This is a genomic window from Hymenobacter gummosus (assembly GCF_003970915.1).
GTDB classification, from domain to species: Bacteria; Bacteroidota; Bacteroidia; order Cytophagales; family Hymenobacteraceae; genus Solirubrum; species Solirubrum gummosum.
Map to the genome: position 1 here is coordinate 91,919 of NZ_RXOF01000016.1, position 18,153 is coordinate 110,071.

Annotated in this window: 17 protein-coding genes; 10 read left to right on the top strand and 7 right to left on the bottom strand. The window is 64.7% G+C overall.

All coding sequences use genetic code 11. The features are described 5' to 3' along the window. Window position 1: 1 nt before the first annotated feature. Both EJV47_RS22405 and EJV47_RS22410 read left to right on the top strand, forming a co-directional pair. Window positions 2–727: a hypothetical protein gene (locus tag EJV47_RS22405; protein ID WP_126695443.1), complete on the top strand. Its 726-nt coding sequence runs from the start codon at window positions 2–4 to the stop codon at window positions 725–727. Window positions 728–820: 93 nt separating this feature from the next. Next, a complete protein-coding gene (locus EJV47_RS22410; RefSeq protein WP_126695444.1) occupies window positions 821–2,329 on the top strand; it encodes a rhomboid family intramembrane serine protease in 1,509 nt (502 codons plus the stop codon). 92 nt (window positions 2,330–2,421) lie between these two features. Here the strand turns inward: EJV47_RS22410 and EJV47_RS22415 are convergent, their stop codons facing one another. Beyond that, window positions 2,422–3,102, bottom strand: coding sequence for a YiiX family permuted papain-like enzyme (locus tag EJV47_RS22415; protein ID WP_126695445.1), 681 nt, complete (start codon window positions 3,100–3,102; stop codon window positions 2,422–2,424). Window positions 3,103–3,250: 148 nt separating this feature from the next. Next, the gene (gene fabG, locus EJV47_RS22420) at window positions 3,251–4,000 is read right to left on the bottom strand and encodes a 3-oxoacyl-[acyl-carrier-protein] reductase (RefSeq protein ID WP_126695446.1); all 750 of its coding nucleotides are present in this window, start codon (window positions 3,998–4,000) and stop codon (window positions 3,251–3,253) included. A 198-nt stretch (window positions 4,001–4,198) separates the two neighbouring features. Here fabG and EJV47_RS22425 point away from each other — a divergent pair, with 198 nt between their 5' ends. The 5 genes from EJV47_RS22425 to EJV47_RS22445 all read left to right on the top strand — a co-directional run bounded on the left by EJV47_RS22425 (window position 4,199) and on the right by EJV47_RS22445 (window position 10,055). Beyond that, window positions 4,199–4,822, top strand: a complete 624-nt coding sequence (locus tag EJV47_RS22425) for a hypothetical protein (RefSeq protein ID WP_126695447.1) — start codon at window positions 4,199–4,201, stop codon at window positions 4,820–4,822. 218 nt (window positions 4,823–5,040) lie between these two features. Beyond that, window positions 5,041–7,371 carry a TonB-dependent receptor gene (locus EJV47_RS22430; protein ID WP_126695448.1) on the top strand — a complete coding sequence of 777 codons (2,331 nt, stop codon included), beginning with the start codon at window positions 5,041–5,043 and terminating at the stop codon, window positions 7,369–7,371. A gap of 66 nt (window positions 7,372–7,437) precedes the next feature. Then, on the top strand, window positions 7,438–8,301 hold the full coding sequence (locus tag EJV47_RS22435; protein ID WP_165903887.1) for a DUF4249 domain-containing protein: 864 nt from the start codon (window positions 7,438–7,440) through the stop codon (window positions 8,299–8,301). Window positions 8,302–8,379: 78 nt separating this feature from the next. After that, window positions 8,380–9,000, top strand: coding sequence for a Riean_0653 family protein (locus tag EJV47_RS22440; protein ID WP_126695450.1), 621 nt, complete (start codon window positions 8,380–8,382; stop codon window positions 8,998–9,000). A 296-nt stretch (window positions 9,001–9,296) separates the two neighbouring features. Further along, window positions 9,297–10,055, top strand: a complete 759-nt coding sequence (locus EJV47_RS22445) for a class I SAM-dependent methyltransferase (RefSeq protein ID WP_126695451.1) — start codon at window positions 9,297–9,299, stop codon at window positions 10,053–10,055. 9 nt (window positions 10,056–10,064) lie between these two features. Here EJV47_RS22445 and EJV47_RS22450 read toward each other — a convergent pair whose 3' ends face one another. The 4 genes from EJV47_RS22450 to EJV47_RS22460 all read right to left on the bottom strand — a co-directional run bounded on the left by EJV47_RS22450 (window position 10,065) and on the right by EJV47_RS22460 (window position 14,635). After that, on the bottom strand, window positions 10,065–10,910 hold the full coding sequence (locus EJV47_RS22450; protein WP_243651276.1) for a purine-nucleoside phosphorylase: 846 nt from the start codon (window positions 10,908–10,910) through the stop codon (window positions 10,065–10,067). A 147-nt stretch (window positions 10,911–11,057) separates the two neighbouring features. After that, window positions 11,058–12,818, bottom strand: coding sequence for a signal peptide peptidase SppA (gene sppA, locus EJV47_RS22455; protein ID WP_341539275.1), 1,761 nt, complete (start codon window positions 12,816–12,818; stop codon window positions 11,058–11,060). Between the two features lie 219 nt (window positions 12,819–13,037). Continuing rightward, a complete protein-coding gene (locus EJV47_RS28205) occupies window positions 13,038–13,187 on the bottom strand; it encodes a hypothetical protein (protein ID WP_165903888.1) in 150 nt (49 codons plus the stop codon). Between the two features lie 137 nt (window positions 13,188–13,324). Beyond that, window positions 13,325–14,635, bottom strand: a complete 1,311-nt coding sequence (locus tag EJV47_RS22460; protein WP_126695453.1) for a replication-associated recombination protein A — start codon at window positions 14,633–14,635, stop codon at window positions 13,325–13,327. A gap of 117 nt (window positions 14,636–14,752) precedes the next feature. Here EJV47_RS22460 and EJV47_RS22465 point away from each other — a divergent pair, with 117 nt between their 5' ends. Both EJV47_RS22465 and EJV47_RS22470 read left to right on the top strand, forming a co-directional pair. Then, complete coding sequence (locus EJV47_RS22465; protein ID WP_126695454.1) at window positions 14,753–15,682, top strand: DMT family transporter; 930 nt, start codon at window positions 14,753–14,755, stop codon at window positions 15,680–15,682. Window positions 15,683–15,725: 43 nt separating this feature from the next. Beyond that, window positions 15,726–16,865, top strand: coding sequence for a PD-(D/E)XK nuclease family protein (locus EJV47_RS22470; RefSeq protein WP_126695455.1), 1,140 nt, complete (start codon window positions 15,726–15,728; stop codon window positions 16,863–16,865). Window positions 16,866–16,979: 114 nt separating this feature from the next. Here EJV47_RS22470 and EJV47_RS22475 read toward each other — a convergent pair whose 3' ends face one another. Beyond that, a complete protein-coding gene (locus EJV47_RS22475; protein ID WP_126695456.1) occupies window positions 16,980–17,201 on the bottom strand; it encodes a hypothetical protein in 222 nt (73 codons plus the stop codon). 176 nt (window positions 17,202–17,377) lie between these two features. Here EJV47_RS22475 and EJV47_RS22480 point away from each other — a divergent pair, with 176 nt between their 5' ends. After that, on the top strand, window positions 17,378–18,055 hold the full coding sequence (locus EJV47_RS22480; RefSeq protein WP_126695457.1) for a response regulator transcription factor: 678 nt from the start codon (window positions 17,378–17,380) through the stop codon (window positions 18,053–18,055). Window positions 18,056–18,153: the final 98 nt, after the last annotated feature.

Sequence of the window (18,153 nt, forward strand, 5' to 3'; positions counted from 1 at the left end):
TATGCCCCTGCTCCTTATGCGTTACGGGCTGATAATGGGCGCCGCCGCGCTGCTGAGCCTGCCCACGGCCGGCCCCGCCCCCGCGCCGCCCACCCTGCTCGAGCGGCTGCCGCTGCTGCCCCTGCCGCTGCGCCTCGATTCCACCCTGCGCGTCAGCCCGGTGCCCTTCACGCGGCGCGAAGCCTGGCGGGAGCTGCTGCTGCCGCTGAACGACGTTAAGGAAGACAGCGCCGATACGTTTGACTTCCCCGTCGGTGCGACCAGCATTGGCGACTACCAGCAGTGGAAAGGCCGGAAGCTTGACCAGCCGCTGCGCCGCATGCCCTACTACTCGCCCATCTTCAACGGGCACCTGTTCGTCATCGGCAAGGTGAAGCTGCAGGGCGGGCTGCTGGCGGTGCTCTGGGGCTTCCACCAGAACGTGCCCACCTACGGATCCGGCCCCACCTACTGGCTGGTGGTGCCGCGGCGGCCGCCGGGCAAAGCCGCGTACCGCACCGTGTACGAGAACCTGGTGGTGGACATGCCCGACGCGCCCTTCATCTACACCAGCGCCGAGCTGCGCGCCGACCGCCTCACCGTTACCCGCAAATCCATCGAGAATCCGTGGGCGAAGCAGCGCCACCGGCCGGCGCCCGGGGCCAAAGACAGCCTGCTGAGCCGGCAGACCTACGCCGTCGGGGCGGGCGGCTTCAAGCTCCTGCCCGCCGCCAAGACGCCGGACTGACCGCGGCGCCGGCGGGGCCGCTCCGGTGGCCCGGCGCCGAACCAGCGGCCCCGCCGGCCGTAGCTAAGCCAGGCGCACCCGCGCCGTTTGCTTATGGCCCGTTCCCCCGCTTTGCCCTCTTATACCCTGCCCGTGCCGCTGGGCCCGCTCACGCCCGAGCAGGCGCTGATGCTGGCCCTAGATGTAGCCCAGGGGCTGCGCTGGCCGCTGCGCCACCTGAGCGCCGCCGGCCTCGTCGTGCAGCGCAACCCCGCCAGCGCCACCGAGCCGCCCGCCCTGGTCACGGTGCGCCTCGCCGCCGACGAGCTGCTGGTTAATAGTAGCGCCGTGCCCAAGGAACTGGCCGGCACCCGAGCCCAGCAGCAGGCCTACGCCGGGGAGTTTGCCCGGGCCTACCAGGGCTTGGCCGCCGTAGCCGATGCGGCCGAGCTGCAGCGGCGCTACGAGCAGGCCCGGGCCGACTTTCCGCCCCCCGACAAGGACGTGCTGGTGCCCCGTCCCACCGCCGCCCAGAGCGTGCTCGACGCCTTTCGGCCCCGCCGGGGCTACGTGGTGACGCCCGTGCTCATCAGCCTGAACGTGCTGATATACTTGCTGATGGTGGCCAACGGGGCCGGCCCCCTGCTGCCCGACCCCGACATCATGGTGCGCTGGGGCGCCAACGTCCGGCCCCTGACGCTGGGCGGGGAGTGGTGGCGGCTGCTGACGGCCTGCTTTCTGCACTTCGGCGCGCTGCACCTGCTGCTGAACATGTTTGCCCTGCGCAACATCGGCGAGGAGCTGGAGCAGGGCATCGGCTCGGTGCGGCTGCTGGCGGGCTACCTGCTGGCCGGCCTGGGCGCCAGCCTCGTCAGCCTGTGGTGGCACGAGCAGCCGGTGGTCAGCGCCGGCGCCTCGGGGGCCATTTTCGGGCTGTTCGGGCTGCTGCTGGCCCTCATTACCACCACGCTGGTGGACGCCAAGGTGCGCAAGCCCCTGCTGGCCAGTCTGGGCTCCTTTATCGGCTACAACCTGCTCTTCGGCCTGGTGCCGGGCATCGACAACGCGGCCCACATCGGGGGGCTGCTGACCGGTATGGTAGTGGGCTACGCCTTGTTTCTGACCCTGCGCCGCGGGGCGCCGAAGTGGATGCTGCCGCTGGTGCTGGGGCTGCTGGGGCTGGGCATGGCCGGGGCCATTGCCGGGGCGCTGCGCCTGCTGCCGCGCGCTGCCGACCGGGCCGCCACGGCCTATGAGGCGGGGCTGACCGAGTTTCAGCGGCGCGAACAGCGGGCCGAGCAGCTGCTGGCCACGCTGCGGCAGTCGACCACCATTTCCCGCGAGGAAGCCCTGCGCCGGCTGCAAACCGAGGGCCTGGACGGCTGGCGCCAGAACCTGCAGCTGGTGCAGCGCCTCGATTCATTGGAGCTGCCCACCGCCGAGCACCAGCGCCTGCTGCTGCTGCGGCAGTACAGCCGCTACCAGGTGCGCCGCTTCCGCCTGCTGCACCGCGCCCTGGCCGAAAACTCCTCCGCCTACTCCGATTCGGTGCGGGTGTATCAGCAGCAGGCCGAGCGGCTGGTCGACGCCCTCAACAAGATGGACGCGGCCAGCGGGCAGTAGGAGCGGGACGGTTTATCTTCGTTTCGCTCTACCGTTTTCACCCCGAACGAGTGAAATCCGCTTCTCAGTGGCTGTCTGTTCGCGCCGGGCCTCTACTTCTCCACCACCGTCACCAGCTCCGGGCTGCTGAACAGGCGGGCGGGCGAAATAACCGGCTCGTCGAGCGGCAGCTTCTCGCCGTACCGCTCGCGCAGCTTGGCCTGCACGGCAGGGTGGGAGAGGTCGAAGTCGCGCAGCTTCTGCAGCTGCCCGATGCGGCGGCCGGTGACTTCGAAATAGAGCTTCCAGAGCAGCTCGGAGCAGTAAATCCGCTCGTCGCTCCAGCCGAAAAACTGGTCGTAAGGCCGGCCGCGGTACTTATGCCCGGCGCGTACCAGGCGCCGCCGCACGGCGGGCGTAAGCACCTGCTCCGCCTCCTTGAGGCGCTTTACCACAAAGTGCTTGCCTTGGCCGCGCGCAATCCACACTTCCAGCGGCGTGATGCCCACTGGCTGCACGGCTTCCAGCACCTGCCACTCGCCGCCCTGCCGAAACAGCATCCCGCAGTGGCTGTACGGGGAGTGCGTGGCCAGCTGAATGGCCCGGCTCTGCGCCGACTGCGAAGTGTGGAAAATCAAGTCTCCTTCGCGCAGCTTCAGCGAGACGAGCAGGGTTGGCAGCTCCGCGCGCCGCTCCCGCTCATGGTAGCCCGGGCGCTTTTTTCGGCGCGGACAGGCCCACACGGCCAGCACCAGCAGCAGGACGGCAAGGACGATGGAAACCAGGCGGCGCATGGGCAGAATCGGGGAAAATAAGAACGTCATGCTGAGCCCCGCGAAGCATCTCTACCGCTTCGTTCGCACGAAATCGTTCGGTAGAGATGCTTCGCGGGGCTCAGCATGACGTGCCATTAGGTGTCGTGCAGAAGCGGCTAAACTGCTACTACGTCAGCATGCCGCCGTCGACCTGCAGCACTTGGCCGGTGATGTAGCTCGAGTTGTCGGAGGCGAGGAAGGCGGTGGCTTTGGCAATGTCCTCGGGCTGGCCGCCGCGCTTGAGCGGAATGGCCTTGCGCCATTCGTCCACCACTTTCTGGTCCAGCTCCCCGGTCATTTCCGTCTCGATGAAGCCCGGGGCAATGGCGTTGCAGCGGATGTTGCGCGAGCCCAGCTCCAGGGCCACCGACTTGGTGAAGCCGATGATGCCCGACTTGGAGGCGGCGTAGTTGGCCTGCCCGGCGTTGCCCTTGATGCCCACCACCGAGGTCATGTTGATGATGGAGCCCTGTTTGGCGCGCATCATGGGCTTGGTGGCGGCCTTGGTGAGGTTGAACACCGACTTGAGGTTCACCGTCAGCACCTGGTCCCACTGCTCTTCGCTCATGCGCATCAGCAGACCGTCCTTGGTGATGCCGGCGTTGTTTACCAGGATATCCAGCTTGCCGAACTCGGCCACGACTTCGTCTACCAGCTTTTCGGCCTGGGCGTAGTCGGAGGCGTCGGAGCGGTAGCCCTTTACCTTGGTGCCGTGCTGGGCCAGCTCCTGTTCGAGCTGCTGGCCTTTCTCCACGCTGGAGAGGTAGGTGAAGGCCACCTGGGCGCCCTGCTGGGCAAAATGCTGGGCAATGGCCCGGCCAATTCCTTTGGAAGCGCCGGTAATCAGCGCCACTTTTCCGTCGAGCAGTTTGGTCATGAGGGCAAAAATCACGGATTTCTGCGGATTTTTCGGCCGTCAGGGATTTTAGCTTCGCTGATCTGCGATTGTAAACGACTTACGGGCCCGTTAGCTGCCCGTCTACTGCCGGTTTCTACTTTTCCGGCTCGTTGTCCTTGCCCGGCGCTCAGGGCTGCTGGTAACGTCGCTCTTGATTGGCTTCAGGAAACTCAGGTTATGAAAACTACCCCGTTTGTATTGCTGGCCGCGGGCCTGGGTATTGGGTGGCAGGGCGGCGCCCAGTTTGCCAATGCGCCGCATTTCACCGATGAACGGGCGGTAAAGCAGCACTGGCAGCAGCTGCGCCGCCAGGGCGTGACGCAGTTTGCGGTGTACCAGCTGAGCGTGCCAACCGTCGGGCCGGGGAGTCCGGCCGATAACAGCCTGACCTTCGGGCGGGAGGTTACTTACTGCGTCTGGAAAGCCGGCGCCCAGGAATACGCCCGGAAGTACACCGATTCGACCACGTATGAGCCGGTTGTGCTGCCAAGCAAGGTGTTTGGCTTCCCAGATTACGCCACCACAGGCGTAACCCGGCGGGAGCGGGAGCAGCCCAAGTTTATTCCTCCGGTAACGGAGCCGGGTATTGCCCCACGGCAGCGGGAAGTCGTCATTTTCAGCGCCGGCAGCCAGTTGCGCTATTTCGAAACGAAGGATCAAGTTACCTACATAGCCGACCCGCTGCGGCAGCGGCGGCGGGAGCAGTGGGCCGCCCGCCTGCAAGCCGCGGCGGCGCAGGCCGAAGCTCAGTTTGGCAAGCCGCTGCCCTACCACCGGCCGCAGCCCGGCGAAGCCGAGTGAGCAGGAGAGAAACAGCCTTGGGCCTCCGGCTACGCCTTCCTACGGTTGCCGCGCTTCGCTCGCAATGACGGCAGAGTGAAGTGCCGGCAACGTTTGCGGTGATTAAAGCCTGATTAATACAACCTTTTCGTCCCGGACCGCCTCAAACTAAACGGCCCGTCCCGGCGTTAGCCTCGGACTTGCTGCCGACCTTTGCGGAGTTCCGTCCACCGTTGATGATGCGTTTTTACTCTTCCCGGGCCGCGCTGGCGCTGCTCCTGCTGCTCACGCCGCTGACGCTGCTGGCCCAAAACTTTCTGCTGCGCGGCGCCGTGCGCGGCTCCGACGGCTCGGCCCTGCCCGGCGCCAACGTGGCCGTGCCCGCCCTGGGCCTGGGCGCCGCCACCGACGCCGACGGCCGCTACGAGCTGAGCCTGCCCGCCGGCCGCCACCGCGTCGTGGCTTCGTTTATCGGCTACAAGCCCGTCAACGAGGACGTGAACCTGCGCGCCAACCAGCGCCTCGACTTCACGCTCAGCGTGGGCACCGAGCTGCAGGAAGTGGTCATCGAAGGCCGCGGCACCCTGGAGCAGAAGCTGCAGACGACGCAGATGGGCGTGGAGCGGCTGTCGGTGCGGGAAGCCAAGCTGCTGCCGGCTTTGTTCGGGGAGGTGGATATTCTGAAAACCCTGCAGCTCAAGCCCGGCGTGCAGAACGGCGGGGAGGGTACCAGCGGCCTGTTCGTGCGCGGCGGCTCCTCCGACCAGAATCTGTTCCTGGTCGACGACGCGGTGGTGTACAACCCCAACCACCTGTTCGGCCTGTTCAGCACCTTCAACTCCGACGTGGTGCAGTCGGTGGACCTCTACAAATCGGGCTTTCCGGCCCAGTACGGCGGGCGCCTCTCGTCGGTGGTCGACGTGAAGCTGCGCGAGGGCAGCCGGGACTCCTTCGGCATTGCGGGCGGGCTGGGGCTGATTTCCTCGCGCTTGGCCGTGGAAGCGCCCATCAACAAGGGCAAGGGCTCCTTTATCGTGGCCGGGCGGCGCACTTACTTCGACGTGTTTACGCGCCAGATCAACCGCCTCAACGACGACGACCCGGACTACAACCCCATCCCGGACTACTACTTCTACGACCTGAACCTGAAGGCCAACTACCAGCTCACCGACAAGGACCAGGTGTTTCTGAGCGGCTACTTCGGCAACGACGTGTTCGGCTTCAACTCCACCCGGGGCTTCAACTTCGACTTTCACTGGGGCAACCGCTCGGCCACGGCCCGCTGGAGCCACGTGTTCAACCCGCGGCTGTTTACCAATACCACCGCCACCTGGTCGTACTACACCTACAGCATCGAAAACAAGCTGGATCAGTTCAGCTTCGGCCTGGGCAGCAACATCCGCGACTGGAACCTGCGCTCCGACTGGGAGTGGCGCCCCAACGACAAGCACGTCATTCGCTTCGGCGGCTCGGGTACCCTGCACCACTTTGGGGTGGGCCGATTGCAGGCCCAGGGCGGCTCGTTCAGCATCGGCCAGAACGTGGAGTACGACGGGCTGGAAGGCGGCCTGTACGCGGCCGACAACTTCACCGTGACGGACAAGCTGGCCCTGGATTACGGCCTGCGCCTGACGGGCTTTCAGTCGGGCACGAACGAGTACGGCGGCGTGGAGCCGCGCGCGGCGGCCCGCTACAGCCTCACGCCCCGCTTCTCGCTCAAGGGCAGCTACGCCCTGATGTACCAGTACGTGCACCTGGTCACCAATTCCGGCGCCTCCCTGCCCACCGACATCTGGTACCCCTCGCGCCTGTCGGTGAAGCCGCAACGCTCCCAGCAGGTGTCTACGGGCTTTAGCTGGCTGATTGGCTCGGGCAAGTTTCTGCTCACCGACGAGGTGTACTATAAGTGGGCCCAGCGGCAGATTGACTTCCGCGACGGGGCCCAGCTGTTCGTGAATCCGGAGCTGGACGCGGAGTTTCTCTTTGGCAAGGGCTGGGCCTACGGCAACGAAATCTACCTGGAAAAGAAGGAGGGCAAGACCACCGGCTGGCTGGGCTACACCCTGGCCTGGACCAAGCGCGAGTTTGAGCCCCAGCGCGGCACCACCGGCATCAACCAGGGCCGGGCCTTCTTCCCGACCTACGACCGGCGCCACAACCTCACCCTGGTGCTGCTGCACAAGCTCAACAAGCGCGTGAACCTGACCAGCTCCTTCGTGTACACCTCCGGCAACCCCACCACGCTGCCCACCGGCCGCATCGGGGTGCAGGACGTGTACGGCGGCGAGCTGCAGGCCGTGCCCATCTACCCCGACCGCAACTCCTACCGCCTGCCCAGCTACCACCGCCTCGACCTGGGCGTGGTGTACAAGCTCAAGCCCTGGCGCAAGATTGGCGGCGAGTCGGACCTGACCTTGAGCATCTACAACGCCTACAACCGCCGCAACCCCTACTTCATCTACATCGACGAGGTGCGCAACGAGGAAACCAACCTGCCCGAAAGCTACCGCGCCCGGCAGGTGTCCCTGTTCCCGGTCATTCCCTCGCTCACGTACAACTTCAAATTCTGACCGCGGATTTAACGGATGCCTGAACGGATGAAAACGGACCGCGGATTTTTACGGATGCTTGAACGGATGAAACGGATTTTGAACAACCCCGATGGCCGGCCCGGCGCCCGTGCGGCCCAGCGGCGGCTGATGGCATGGATGCTGGCGCTGACCGGCCTGCTGACGGGCTGCAACCTGGAGCAGAACGCCGACGTGGATTTGCCGGTGCTGCCGGCGCAGCTGGTGGTGGAGTGCTACCTCGAAGCCGGAAAGATTCCGGAAATGACGGTGACCGAAACGGTGCCGTACCTGAGCACGCCCACGCCCACCATCCTCACCGACGTGACGGTGACCCTGACCAGCCCCCGGGGCGTCACCGAGACGCTGCGCTTTCAGCCGGGCCAGAACCCCGACACCCGCAAGTTCTTCACCCACCGCGGGACGCGCCGCCTCTCCATTCAGCCCGGCGACACTTGGCAGCTGACCGTGACGGACACCAAGGGCCGCCGCGTGATGGGCACGGCCACCATGCCCGCCACCGTGCCCATCGACACCATCGAGTGGATGTTCAACAACCGGCCCGAGCCCCGGGCCATGGTGACGGTGAAGTTTCAGGACCCGCCCGGCGTAGGCGACTTTTACCGCTTCCAGGTGCACAACGACAGCATTTCGGACGACCCCGACGTGGAGTACTTCCCCGAAGACCGCCTACTCGACGGGCAGCTCGTCACGCTGGGCACCAGCTACGAATTCGCCCAGAACGACACGCTCATCGTGTCCCTGTTTCACCTCGACCAGCCCTACTACAACTTCCTGCGCTCCATCAACGACGCGCAGTCGGCCAACGGCAACCCCTTCGGCCAGCCCGCGGCGGTGCAGAGTACGGTGCAGGGCGGCATCGGGGTGTTTGCCATCCTGAACTACCAGCGCCGGCTGATTATCGTGCGCTAACGAAAAAGCGCGGACCTGACAACCCGGCCCGCGCCCACCGGCTCTACCTCACTAGCCACGCTTATTGCCCTGTTTCCTATGATGCTACGCTACTCCCTCCTTGGTTTGCTGGCCTTGTCGGCGCTGGCGGCCTGCCGCAAGGACAAGTTCGAGCCCGACCCGGCCAACAAGCTCCTGCCCGCCTACACCGAAAAAGGGAATAACGCGGGCGGCGCCCTCATCAACGGGCAGGTGTGGCGGGCCTACATGAACCCCGGCCTGCTTAGCCGCCGGAAGGCCCTGGTGGTGGAAGGGCAGGCCGATACGCTGTTTCTGGAATTCGACGGGGACATGCAGGGTAACGGCGCGGCCGACCCACGGGAAGGCTTTGTCTTTGCCCTGCGCCGCGACGGCAGCAATCCGTTTAAGCTGGATTCACTGCTGAACCTGAACAACCGCCGCTTCGTGCTCGACGGCCGGCGGCACTTCGCCCGCATGAACTGGCTGGGCAACCACCACGACCACGGCGCCGGGCGGGGTGAGCTGTACGTGCGGCGGGTGCAGAAGCTGGTGTCGCCCAACGTGACTGTGGGCGGGCAGCCGTATACCGAGTACATCCTGTCGGGCACCTACCGCTTCACGGCCTACTACCGTACCGATTCGGTGCAGGTCACCGAGGGCCGCTTCGACCACCGAATCAGCCGGCTGGGCTACTACTAGCCTCCCGGCAAACACAACCCGCGGGGCCGGCAGCCGCATCGTGCTGCCGGCCCCGCGGGCTTTACAGGGCTTGGTTAGTTGCTTATTGCTGCTCCACCACGCGCCTGAGCAAGGCCGTTGGGTAGGGCGGCCCGCACTTGCGGAATGCTCCCTGGCTTCAAGAACTGATGCGCAGCCAGGGCGAAGACGACCAGCGCCGGCTGAGTTAGCCTGCCGAAGCGGGAAAAGCCCAGCGCAACCATTCGGCGCTTCGACTGGTCAAGCGGGATGAATACAATTCTTTCATCCTGCTTGTTATGTACGATTCGCTTATCCTGGGTGCCCAAGGGCTGCGGCCCGCCAACCCCCTGTACCAACGCCTGCGCTACGCCTACCGGGAGGTAGCGTATGGCCTCTGTGGCAGCGTGCTGGAGCTGGGCTGCGGCGCCGGGCTGGGGGTGGAGCTGCTCCACCTCAACGCCCACCGCTACATCGGCGTCGATACCGACCCCGGGCAGCTGGACCGGCTGCGGGCCGCTCACTACCGCGTCGAGTTCCGGGCGGCGCCCCTGCCCCGGCTGGAGGGCCTTGCCTCCGGCTCCGTCGACAACGTAGTGGCTTTTCACCTGCTGGGGCGGCTGGCCGGCGACGAAACCCTCATCGGCGAAGCCTGGCGGGTGCTGCGGCCCGGCGGCCACCTGTTCGTGACCACGCCCAACCCGGCCCTGTGCGGCCTGCGCAACCCCTGGCGCCGGCGCGAGTACGGCGCGGCGGAGCTGGCCTGGCTGCTGCGGCGGCACTTCGGCCAGGTGCGCCCGGGTGGCATTCACGCCCGCGGCCGCATGCTGGCCTATCAGCAGCTGCAGGCCGAGCAGACGCGCCGCCTGGCGCGCTGGGACCTGCTGCAGCTGCGGCACTGGCTGCTGCGCCGGGCCCTGCGCACCCCGTACCGGCTGCTTTACCAGGCCAGCCCCGCCCAGCAGCAGCCCGAGTGGCGCTGCATCGACCACACGGACTTCGCCGCCACCGACGACCCCACGGGCTGCCTGGACCTGCTGTTTGTGGCCACTAAGTAAGCCCGGAACCTACGCCTGCTGCTCCACCACGCGCTTGAGCAAGGCCGTCAGGCGGGGCTCGGCGTCAGCGGCGGCGGCCAGGATGTGCTGGATGTTCACCGGCTTCAGGTGCTGGGGCGAGGCCAGGTCGGTGATGACCGATATGGCCAGCACCGGCAGTTCCATGTGGCGGGCGGCAATAACCTCGGGCACCGTGCTCATGCCCACGGCATCGGCCCCGATGGTGCGCAGGTAGCGGTACTCGGCCGGCGTTTCGAGCATGGGGCCGGGCAGCGAGGCGTACACCCCGCGCCGCACGCGCGGGCCGAAGCCCAGCTCCCGGGCGGCCGATTCGGCCTGGGCCAGCAGCTGGTGGTCGTAGGGCGCGAACATATCGGGGAAGCGCGGGCCCAACTCGTCCAGGTTCGGGCCCACCAGCGGGTTGGTCGGCTGCAGGTTGATGTGGTCCTCGATGAGCATCAGGTCGCTGATGCCGAAATCGGGGTGCAGGCCGCCGGCGGCGTTGCTGACGAAGAGCTTCTGAATGCCCAGCAGCTTGAGCACCCGCACCGGAAACACCACTTCGGGCATGGAGTAGCCCTCGTAGTAGTGGAAGCGGCCCTGCAGCACCGCCACCCGGCGCCCGCCCAGCGTGCCCAGCAGCAGGCGTCCGGCGTGGCTTTCCACCGTCGAGACGGGGAAGTGCGGCAGGTCGGCGTAGCTCAGCGTGTGCTCGACCTGCACTTCCTTGGCCAGCGCCCCGAGGCCGGTGCCGAGGATGATGCCGAACTCGGGCTGGAAGCCGGCGGCGTGGGTTTGGATGTGGCTGGCGGCTTCGCGGAGCTGGGCCATCTGTTGGGCGGCGGAGAGGAGCATAAAAAAGCGCCGCCGACTTTAGGTGTCGGCGGCGCGGTAAAAGTAGGAGCCGTAGCGCGAAGTTGTACTGCGCGCATCATTGCTGACGCCGGGACGGCTAACGCTGCAACGATTGTCGTTCAACGACCCGCGAAGTACGACTTCGCGTTACTGAATGGTCAGCTCGTAGGGCAGGCGGGCCTGCACGCCCTGCATCTGCGTGACGACGCGGTACTGCTCGTACATGGGGTAGAGCGGGCCCAGCTTGCTTTTCATGGCCTTGGCTTCGGCTTCTTCCGAGCCGCCGCCAATCATGCTCAGGAAGCTCTCGATGGCCGATTTGCGGCGGGGCAGGGCCTGAATGCGGTAGTCGCCGTCCTCCAGCCCGGCGCGGCGGGCGGCAATGGCCAGCGCGTCGTCGAAGTCGCCGAGCACGTCCACCAGGCCGCGCTGCTTGGCTTCGGTGCCCGACCACACCCGGCCCGAGGCCAGGCGGCGCAGGCGCTCCACCGGCATGCGACGGCCGGCAGCGGCCTTGGCGGTGAAGTCAGCGTAGGTGCGCTCCACTTCGCGCTGCAGGCTCTGCTGCTCGAAGGGCGTGAGCCGGCGCGTCACCGTCGGAATGTCGGAGAACTTGCCCGTGGTGACGCGGTCCACGGTGATGCCGAGCTTGTCGGAGAGCAGCGGGCCGAGGTTGGGCAGCACCCCGAACACGCCGATGGAGCCGGTAATCGTGTTCGGGTGGGCCACGATGGTGTCGCAGCCCATGGCAATGTAGTAGCCGCCGGAAGCCGCCACGTCGGACATCGAGGCAATAACGGGCTTCACTTTCTTGGCCAGCATCACCTCGCGGTACATCACGTCGGACGCCAGGGCCGAGCCGCCGGGCGAGTTGATGCGCAGCACGATGGCCTTCACTTTGTCGTCCATACGGGCCTTGCGGATGGCCTCGGCGAACTTGGTGCCGCCGATGTTTTCCTCGCCGCCCTTGCCGCCCACGATGTCGCCCTCGGCGTAAATCACGGCAATCTTGTTGCCCGATACCTCTTTGTCGTCCTTATCGGCCTTCTCGTAGGTGCTCAGGCTCACGATGCTGGGCTTCTTGTCCTTGCCTAGCTGCAGCTGGGTGCGCAGGTAGTCCAGCACCTCGTCGTAGTAACCAAGCTTGGTGACGAGGCCGTAGCGCTTGGCATCTTGGGCGTTGTGCACCAGCATGGAGTCCTGCACGGTCTTGAGGCGGGCCGGCGCAATCTTGCGGGCGGCGGCAATCTGGGCTACCGAGTGGTCGTTGATGGAGTTCAGAAACGACACCGTCTGGTAGCGGGCCGAGTCGGAGAAATTCTCGCGGAAGTAGGGCTCCACGGCGCTTTTGAACGAGCCCACGCGGAAGATAAACGGCTCCACGCCGAGCTTGTCGAACAGGCGCTTGTAGAAGAACACCTCCGAGCTGAGCCCGTTGAACTCCAGCAAACCCTGCGGGTGCAGGTACACCTCATCGGCCACGGAGGAGAGGTAGTAGCCCTTTTCGGAGCCCGTTTCGTGGTAGGCCACGATGAACTTGCCCGACTTTTTGAAGTCCAGCAGCGCGTCGCGCACTTCTTCCAGCGAAGCCAGCCCGCCCGATACCACGTCCAGGTTCAGCAGGATGCCCTTGATGTCGTCGTCGGTTTTGGCCCGGCGGATGGACTCTTTCAGCGAGTTCAGCCCGATGGAGGAATTGCCCACGCCGAAGGGCGTCAGCTCGGCTTCCTGCTTGCGCTCGGTCAGGGGCCGGTCGAGCTTGAGCTCCAGCACCGAGTTGCTGGCCACCGTCACCTCGTCGGAGGAGGAGCCAAGGGCGGCCACCACGCCCACAAACAGCAGGAAGCCAACGAAGGAAAACAGCACCAGCCCCACGATGGTAGCCAGGACGTATTTGAGAAACTGCATCACGGATTTAGACGGATTTTTCGGATTTCACGGATTTCGTAGACGATTGATTCCGCGCCGGAGGTGGGGGAAAGGACGTTGAGACGAAAAGAGGACGGCTGCGGGCGTGAAGTTGCAGAGAAGCCGCTGAACTACGTGCAAGCACGCGGCTACAGTTGCAGACGAACCAGCGGCCAGAATACTTTAGCCCCCGGCCAGCAGCCATAACCGGGCGCCGCGTCAGGCATTCCGGTCAACATCAGCTTGGGTGTCGATATCGGGCCCCAGGGAAAACAGCAGCGCAACGGCCGCCAGCGCCAGCAGAAACAGCAGCAGGTAGGTTAATAGCACGCGCGCCCACAGCGGCAGACGGGACAAGGAAGGACGCATTCCGGTAGCGCGTGAATCGGATATGATAGCCGTGAAGTACAGACAAGGAGCAGATGAATCTGAAAGAATCCGGCTGCAGACGGGAGGTAATCGTCCACAAAATCCGTGAAATCCGAAAAATCCGTCCAAATCCGTGATTAGTAGCCGTACTTCTCGCCCCACCAGTAGCGCAGGCGCTCCAGAATCTTGGCTTCGGTGGAGTTGTCGCCGGGGGTGTAGAAGCGCTGCTGGCCGAGGCCGTCGGGCATGAACTCCTGGTAGGCGAAGTTGCCGGGGCCGTCGTGGGAGTACTGGTACTCGGTGCCGTAGCCGAGCTGCTTCATGAGCTTGGTGGGCGCGTTGCGCAGCTGCAGCGGCACGGGGGCCACGCCGTGCTGGCGCACGTAGGCCCGGGCCTCCCGGATGGCCTTGTAGGAGGCGTTGCTCTTGGGCGAAGTCGCCAGGTACACCACGCACTGGCCCAGAATGATGTCCGACTCGGGCATGCCGATGACGGTGACGGCCTGGAAGGTGCTCTGGGCCAGCAGCAAGGCGTTGGGATTGGCATTGCCCACGTCCTCGGAGGCCAGGATGAGCAGGCGGCGGGCAATGAACTTGGCATCTTCGCCGCCTTCCAGCATCACGGCCAGGTAGTAGAGGGCCGCGTTCGGGTCGGAGCCGCGGATGCTCTTGATAAAGGCCGAAATGACGTCGTAGTGCATTTCGCCGCCCTTGTCGTAGCGGGCCAGGTTTTGCTGGGCCAGCTGCTGCACCACCTCGTCGGTGATGACCACCTCGCCCGTCTCGGGGTTGGCCGTAGCCGCCTGCACCACGATTTCCAGCAGGTTGAGCAGCTTACGGGCGTCGCCCCCCGAGATGCGCAGCAGCGCGTCGTAGCTTGCCACGCGCACCGGGCGGCGGCGCAGGGCCTCGTCCTCGCGCAGGGCCCGGTCGATGAGGCCAGTCAGGTCGTCCTTGCCCAGGGCTTCGAGCACGTACACCTGCGCCCGGCTCAGAATAGCCGGAATGACCTCAAACGAGGGATTTTCGGTGGTGGCGCCCACGAGCGTGACGATGCCCTGCTCCACGGCCCCCAGCAGGGCATCCTGCTGCGACTTGCTGAAGCGGTGAATTTCGTCGATGAACAGAATGGTGCCGCGGCGCGAGCGGGCCTGCTGAATCACGTCGCGCACGTCCTTGACGCCCGCGTTGATGGCCGACAACGCCACGAAGGGCAGCTTGAGCTGGGCGGCCAGCAGGTGGGCCAGGGTGGTTTTGCCCACGCCCGGCGGACCCCACAGAATGAGGGAGGGCAGGCGGCCCGCGTCGAGGTAGCGGCGCAGCACGCCGCCCTCGCCCACGAGGTGCTGCTGCCCCACGTACTCGGCCAGGGTGCGCGGGCGCAGCCGCTCGGCCAGCGGGGCCCCGGGCCGGGGCTGGTCGGCGGGTGGGTCGAAAAGAGAGGTCATGAACAGAAGTAGCGCAAACTTTGTAGTTCGCGCATTCAGTACGGTTGGCAGAACATGAAGTCGACTTGAATACGCGAATGGCAAAGTTCGCGCTACGGCACGCATCATTTTTACGGCTTGACAACTTCTCCCTCGACTTCTGCTCTGCGCGTGCACGCCGCCTTGTTTGTGGTGGCGCTGATATACGCCGCCAACTACTCCCTGTCCAAGGAAGTTATGCCGCAGTACGCCCAGCCCAGTGGCATCGTGGTGCTGCGCGTCGTCACGGCGGCCCTGTTTTTCGGCCTGCTCGATAAGCTCGTCGCCAAAACGTCCATCACGGGCCGCCCCGATACGGTGCGCTCCATTCTGTGCGGCATCCTGGGCATCGGGCTAAACCAGCTGCTGTTCTTCGCCGGCCTGAACCTGACTTCGCCCATCAGCGCGGCCCTGATTCAGACGGTGTCGCCCATCGTGGTGGTGCTGGCCTCGGTGGTGCTGCTCGGGGAGCGGGTGACGCCGCTGCGCGCCGTGGGCATTGCGGTGGCCGGGGTGGGGGCGGCGCTGGTCATTCTGAGCCGGGGGCCGGTGGGCGCGGCCGGGGCCTCGGCCGCCCTGGGCAACTTGTTTATTCTGCTCAATGCCACCTGTTTCGGGCTGTATCTGGTGCTGGCCGCCCCGCTGATGAAGAAGTACCACCCCTTCACTGTGCTGGCCCGCAGCTTCCTGGTGGGTGCCTGCATCGTGGTGCCGCTGGGCTGGCGCGAGGCTCTGGCCATCGACTACGCCCAGCTGCCCGCCCGCATCTGGGCCGACATCCTGTTCATGGTGTTCCTGCTCACCATCGTGGCCTACCTGCTCAACAACTGGGCCCTGAAATACGCCTCGCCCACCCTGCTGGGCGTGTACATCTACCTGCAGCCCATCCTGGCCGTGCTCATTGCCGTAGGCCTGGGCCGCGACGTGCTGACCTGGCCGCGGGTAGGGCAGGGCCTGCTGATTTTTCTGGGCGTGTGGCTGGTGAGCCAGAAGCCGAAGGCTAACTTGAGCCCAGAAACCCGGACTTAAACTGGGTTAGAGCTCCTGTTATCCTCAATACACATAGTGTTATATGCCTGACTTCAATAAAAATCAGCTGGCTGAGTTCCTACACGGTGCCCGTTGGCCGGTGCAATCCGATCCTGAGCCAAATTTCTTCTCCATTGCTGGCATCAGCAGCCGGGAAGTACCGCTAAGCAACACCTACGCCTTCTTCTTCCGCTCAGCGGCTCCGCATGGGCTGGGTAATTTGTTTGCCACCGCTTTGCGGAATATCCTAACGCTGAAAAAGCCCGGCTGGCCCGAATTGGACGCAGCGGTGCACGCCGCATGTGAGTACCCCATGCGGCACGGTCAGCGCCTGGATTTATTGATTCACGATGGACCATCGGAGCGGAGTCCGCAGTCAGCTTCTTTCCAGATTCTGGTTGAGAATAAAATCAATCATTGGCTGGCCAATGACTTTGACAACTACTGGAGCAGTATTGAAGCCAAAGGCTACAAAGCTGGGGTGGTGCTGGGCCGAAAGGCCGAAATAGTACCCCCGGAATGGACTTACATCACGCACTTGGAGTTGGCGCGGGCAGTGGAGTATGGGCTGGGACCCAAGATTCAGCAAGCAAACCCGCGTTACTTGCCCGTATTGTTACATTTTCTGGAGCACTTAAAGCAAATGAGTCAAGACCCAATTGAATTCGCTCAAGCCTTCGCGTTTGCTCAGCGTCACCGGCGGGAGTTGGCCCAGGCCAAACGCCTGCTCACCTACATGGATACGAAAGCAGTGCAGATGATAGGGCAAAATATCATTGCAGCCTTTGGCGACGACTACGTGGGCGGAGCCATTTTACCGGACTATCCACGGGTTCATATCCGACCGCGCTCCACCGCGGGCATAGACTACCTGGTGTGGTTCGGCCACATGGTGGACCCGGCAGAGTCGCCGTCTTTTAGCGTTACACTTTTCCCCACGACGCCGGCTGTAAGGCAGCAAAAGAAGCAGTTGCAACAGCTGCTAATCCTACACCCGCTGGCTCAGCAAGCGGGTATTGGGCAGCCGGGGTGGTTTTCGCACGTTGGCTGGTTCAACGAGATGCTAGTGGGGAAAGACTATCCGTTTAACGGTACGACGCTCGACGACCTGGCCGCGCAGGTAAGAGAAGTTCTGAATACGGATTGGGCGCCCTTGGAACCTGTATGGCTCGGGGGCAGCTAGCGCATGTACCCGCCCGTAACTATTGAAGCCCGGTGCGGAGGAGCAGGTTACTGGGGGAACCAGCCAGAAAGCCTACATTTCAGGCGTGCCGGACCCATACCGTAACGGCCCGCCCTACGCCTCCGCTAGGCGCCGGTTGACGCGCAGCGCCCAGCGCACCGACTGTACCAGCAGCAATACCTTGGCCAGCAGCACGCATACCATGCCCACCAGCAGGCTGCCGTCGGCCCACACCGGGTGCAGGCGCGACACCTTGAAGAAGGCGCCCAGCCCGATGATAATCAGGCCGCTGAGTAGCAGAAAAAGCAGGTTGCGGAAGCGGAGTAGCGGGTACATCAGCGGCGGCGGGGTGTTTGGGTTGAGCAGACTCGGGGCGGCGGTGCAGGAAGCGTGCCAGCGGTAAGATACGCACCGGCGCTTACGTTAACGTACGCCGGGCCGGCCAGATTGTCCGGGCGTGCGTATCCCAGCAAGGCGGCGTAAGTTTGGCCCCGGTCGCCGCGCCTTTTCGCATGAAATTACTCCTGGTGGAAGACGAGCCCAAGCTGGCCTCGTTCATCAAAAAAGGCTTCGAGAACGAGGCCTACGAGCTGGAAATAGCCTACGACGGCCGCGTGGGCCAGTCCCTGCTGGAGCAGAACCGCTACGACGTGGTCATCCTCGACGTGAACCTGCCCTACGTCAACGGCTTCGAGCTGTGCCGCCGCCTGCGCCAGCACGACCCCGCGGTGCCGGTGCTTATGCTTACCGCCCTCGACAGCATCGACGACAAAGTGACGGGGTTCGAGGCCGGGGCCGACGACTACCTGGTGAAGCCCTTCGAGTTTCGGGAGCTGCTGCTGCGCACCCGCGCCCTGGCCAAGCGCGGCACCGACGCCCCCGCCGTCAAGCGCATCCTGCGCATGGCCGACCTGGAGCTGAACCTCGACGCCAAAACCGTCACCCGCGCCGGGCAGCGCATCGAGCTGACCACCCGCGAATACTCCCTGCTGGAATACCTGCTGCTGAACCGCGGCAAAACCGTCTCGCGCGTGGATATTGCCGAGCGCGTCTGGGAGCTGAACTTCGACACCAACACCAACGTCATCGACGTGTACGTGAGCTACCTGCGCAAGAAAATCGACAAGGGCTTCGAGCCCAAGCTGATTCATACCGTGGTGGGCATGGGCTACGTGATGCGGGAAGGGTGATAATTAATAATGAATAATTAAGAATTAACAATTGGTGCCAATGAAAAGAGAAGAAGGATGAATAAAGCCCGCGCCTGTTCTTGCGCATTTGCTGCTAA

Bases quoted from the DNA above. Each gene is read 5' to 3' on its own strand.
- EJV47_RS22425 (WP_126695447.1), top strand. From the start codon at position 4,199: ATGAAAACTACCCCGTTTGTATTGCTGGCCGCGGGCCTGGGTATTGGG.
- EJV47_RS22480 (WP_126695457.1), top strand. From the start codon at position 17,378: ATGAAATTACTCCTGGTGGAAGACGAGCCCAAGCTGGCCTCGTTCATC.
- EJV47_RS22405 (WP_126695443.1), top strand. From the start codon at position 2: ATGCCCCTGCTCCTTATGCGTTACGGGCTGATAATGGGCGCCGCCGCG.
- EJV47_RS22430 (WP_126695448.1), top strand. From the start codon at position 5,041: ATGCGTTTTTACTCTTCCCGGGCCGCGCTGGCGCTGCTCCTGCTGCTC.
- EJV47_RS22415 (WP_126695445.1), bottom strand. From the start codon at position 3,102: ATGCGCCGCCTGGTTTCCATCGTCCTTGCCGTCCTGCTGCTGGTGCTG.
- EJV47_RS22460 (WP_126695453.1), bottom strand. From the start codon at position 14,635: ATGACCTCTCTTTTCGACCCACCCGCCGACCAGCCCCGGCCCGGGGCC.
- fabG (WP_126695446.1), bottom strand. From the start codon at position 4,000: ATGACCAAACTGCTCGACGGAAAAGTGGCGCTGATTACCGGCGCTTCC.
- EJV47_RS22475 (WP_126695456.1), bottom strand. From the start codon at position 17,201: ATGTACCCGCTACTCCGCTTCCGCAACCTGCTTTTTCTGCTACTCAGC.
- sppA (WP_341539275.1), bottom strand. From the start codon at position 12,818: ATGCAGTTTCTCAAATACGTCCTGGCTACCATCGTGGGGCTGGTGCTG.
- EJV47_RS22410 (WP_126695444.1), top strand. From the start codon at position 821: ATGGCCCGTTCCCCCGCTTTGCCCTCTTATACCCTGCCCGTGCCGCTG.
- EJV47_RS28205 (WP_165903888.1), bottom strand. From the start codon at position 13,187: ATGCGTCCTTCCTTGTCCCGTCTGCCGCTGTGGGCGCGCGTGCTATTA.
- EJV47_RS22450 (WP_243651276.1), bottom strand. From the start codon at position 10,910: ATGCTCCTCTCCGCCGCCCAACAGATGGCCCAGCTCCGCGAAGCCGCC.
- EJV47_RS22440 (WP_126695450.1), top strand. From the start codon at position 8,380: ATGATGCTACGCTACTCCCTCCTTGGTTTGCTGGCCTTGTCGGCGCTG.
- EJV47_RS22470 (WP_126695455.1), top strand. From the start codon at position 15,726: ATGCCTGACTTCAATAAAAATCAGCTGGCTGAGTTCCTACACGGTGCC.
- EJV47_RS22435 (WP_165903887.1), top strand. From the start codon at position 7,438: ATGAAACGGATTTTGAACAACCCCGATGGCCGGCCCGGCGCCCGTGCG.
- EJV47_RS22445 (WP_126695451.1), top strand. From the start codon at position 9,297: ATGTACGATTCGCTTATCCTGGGTGCCCAAGGGCTGCGGCCCGCCAAC.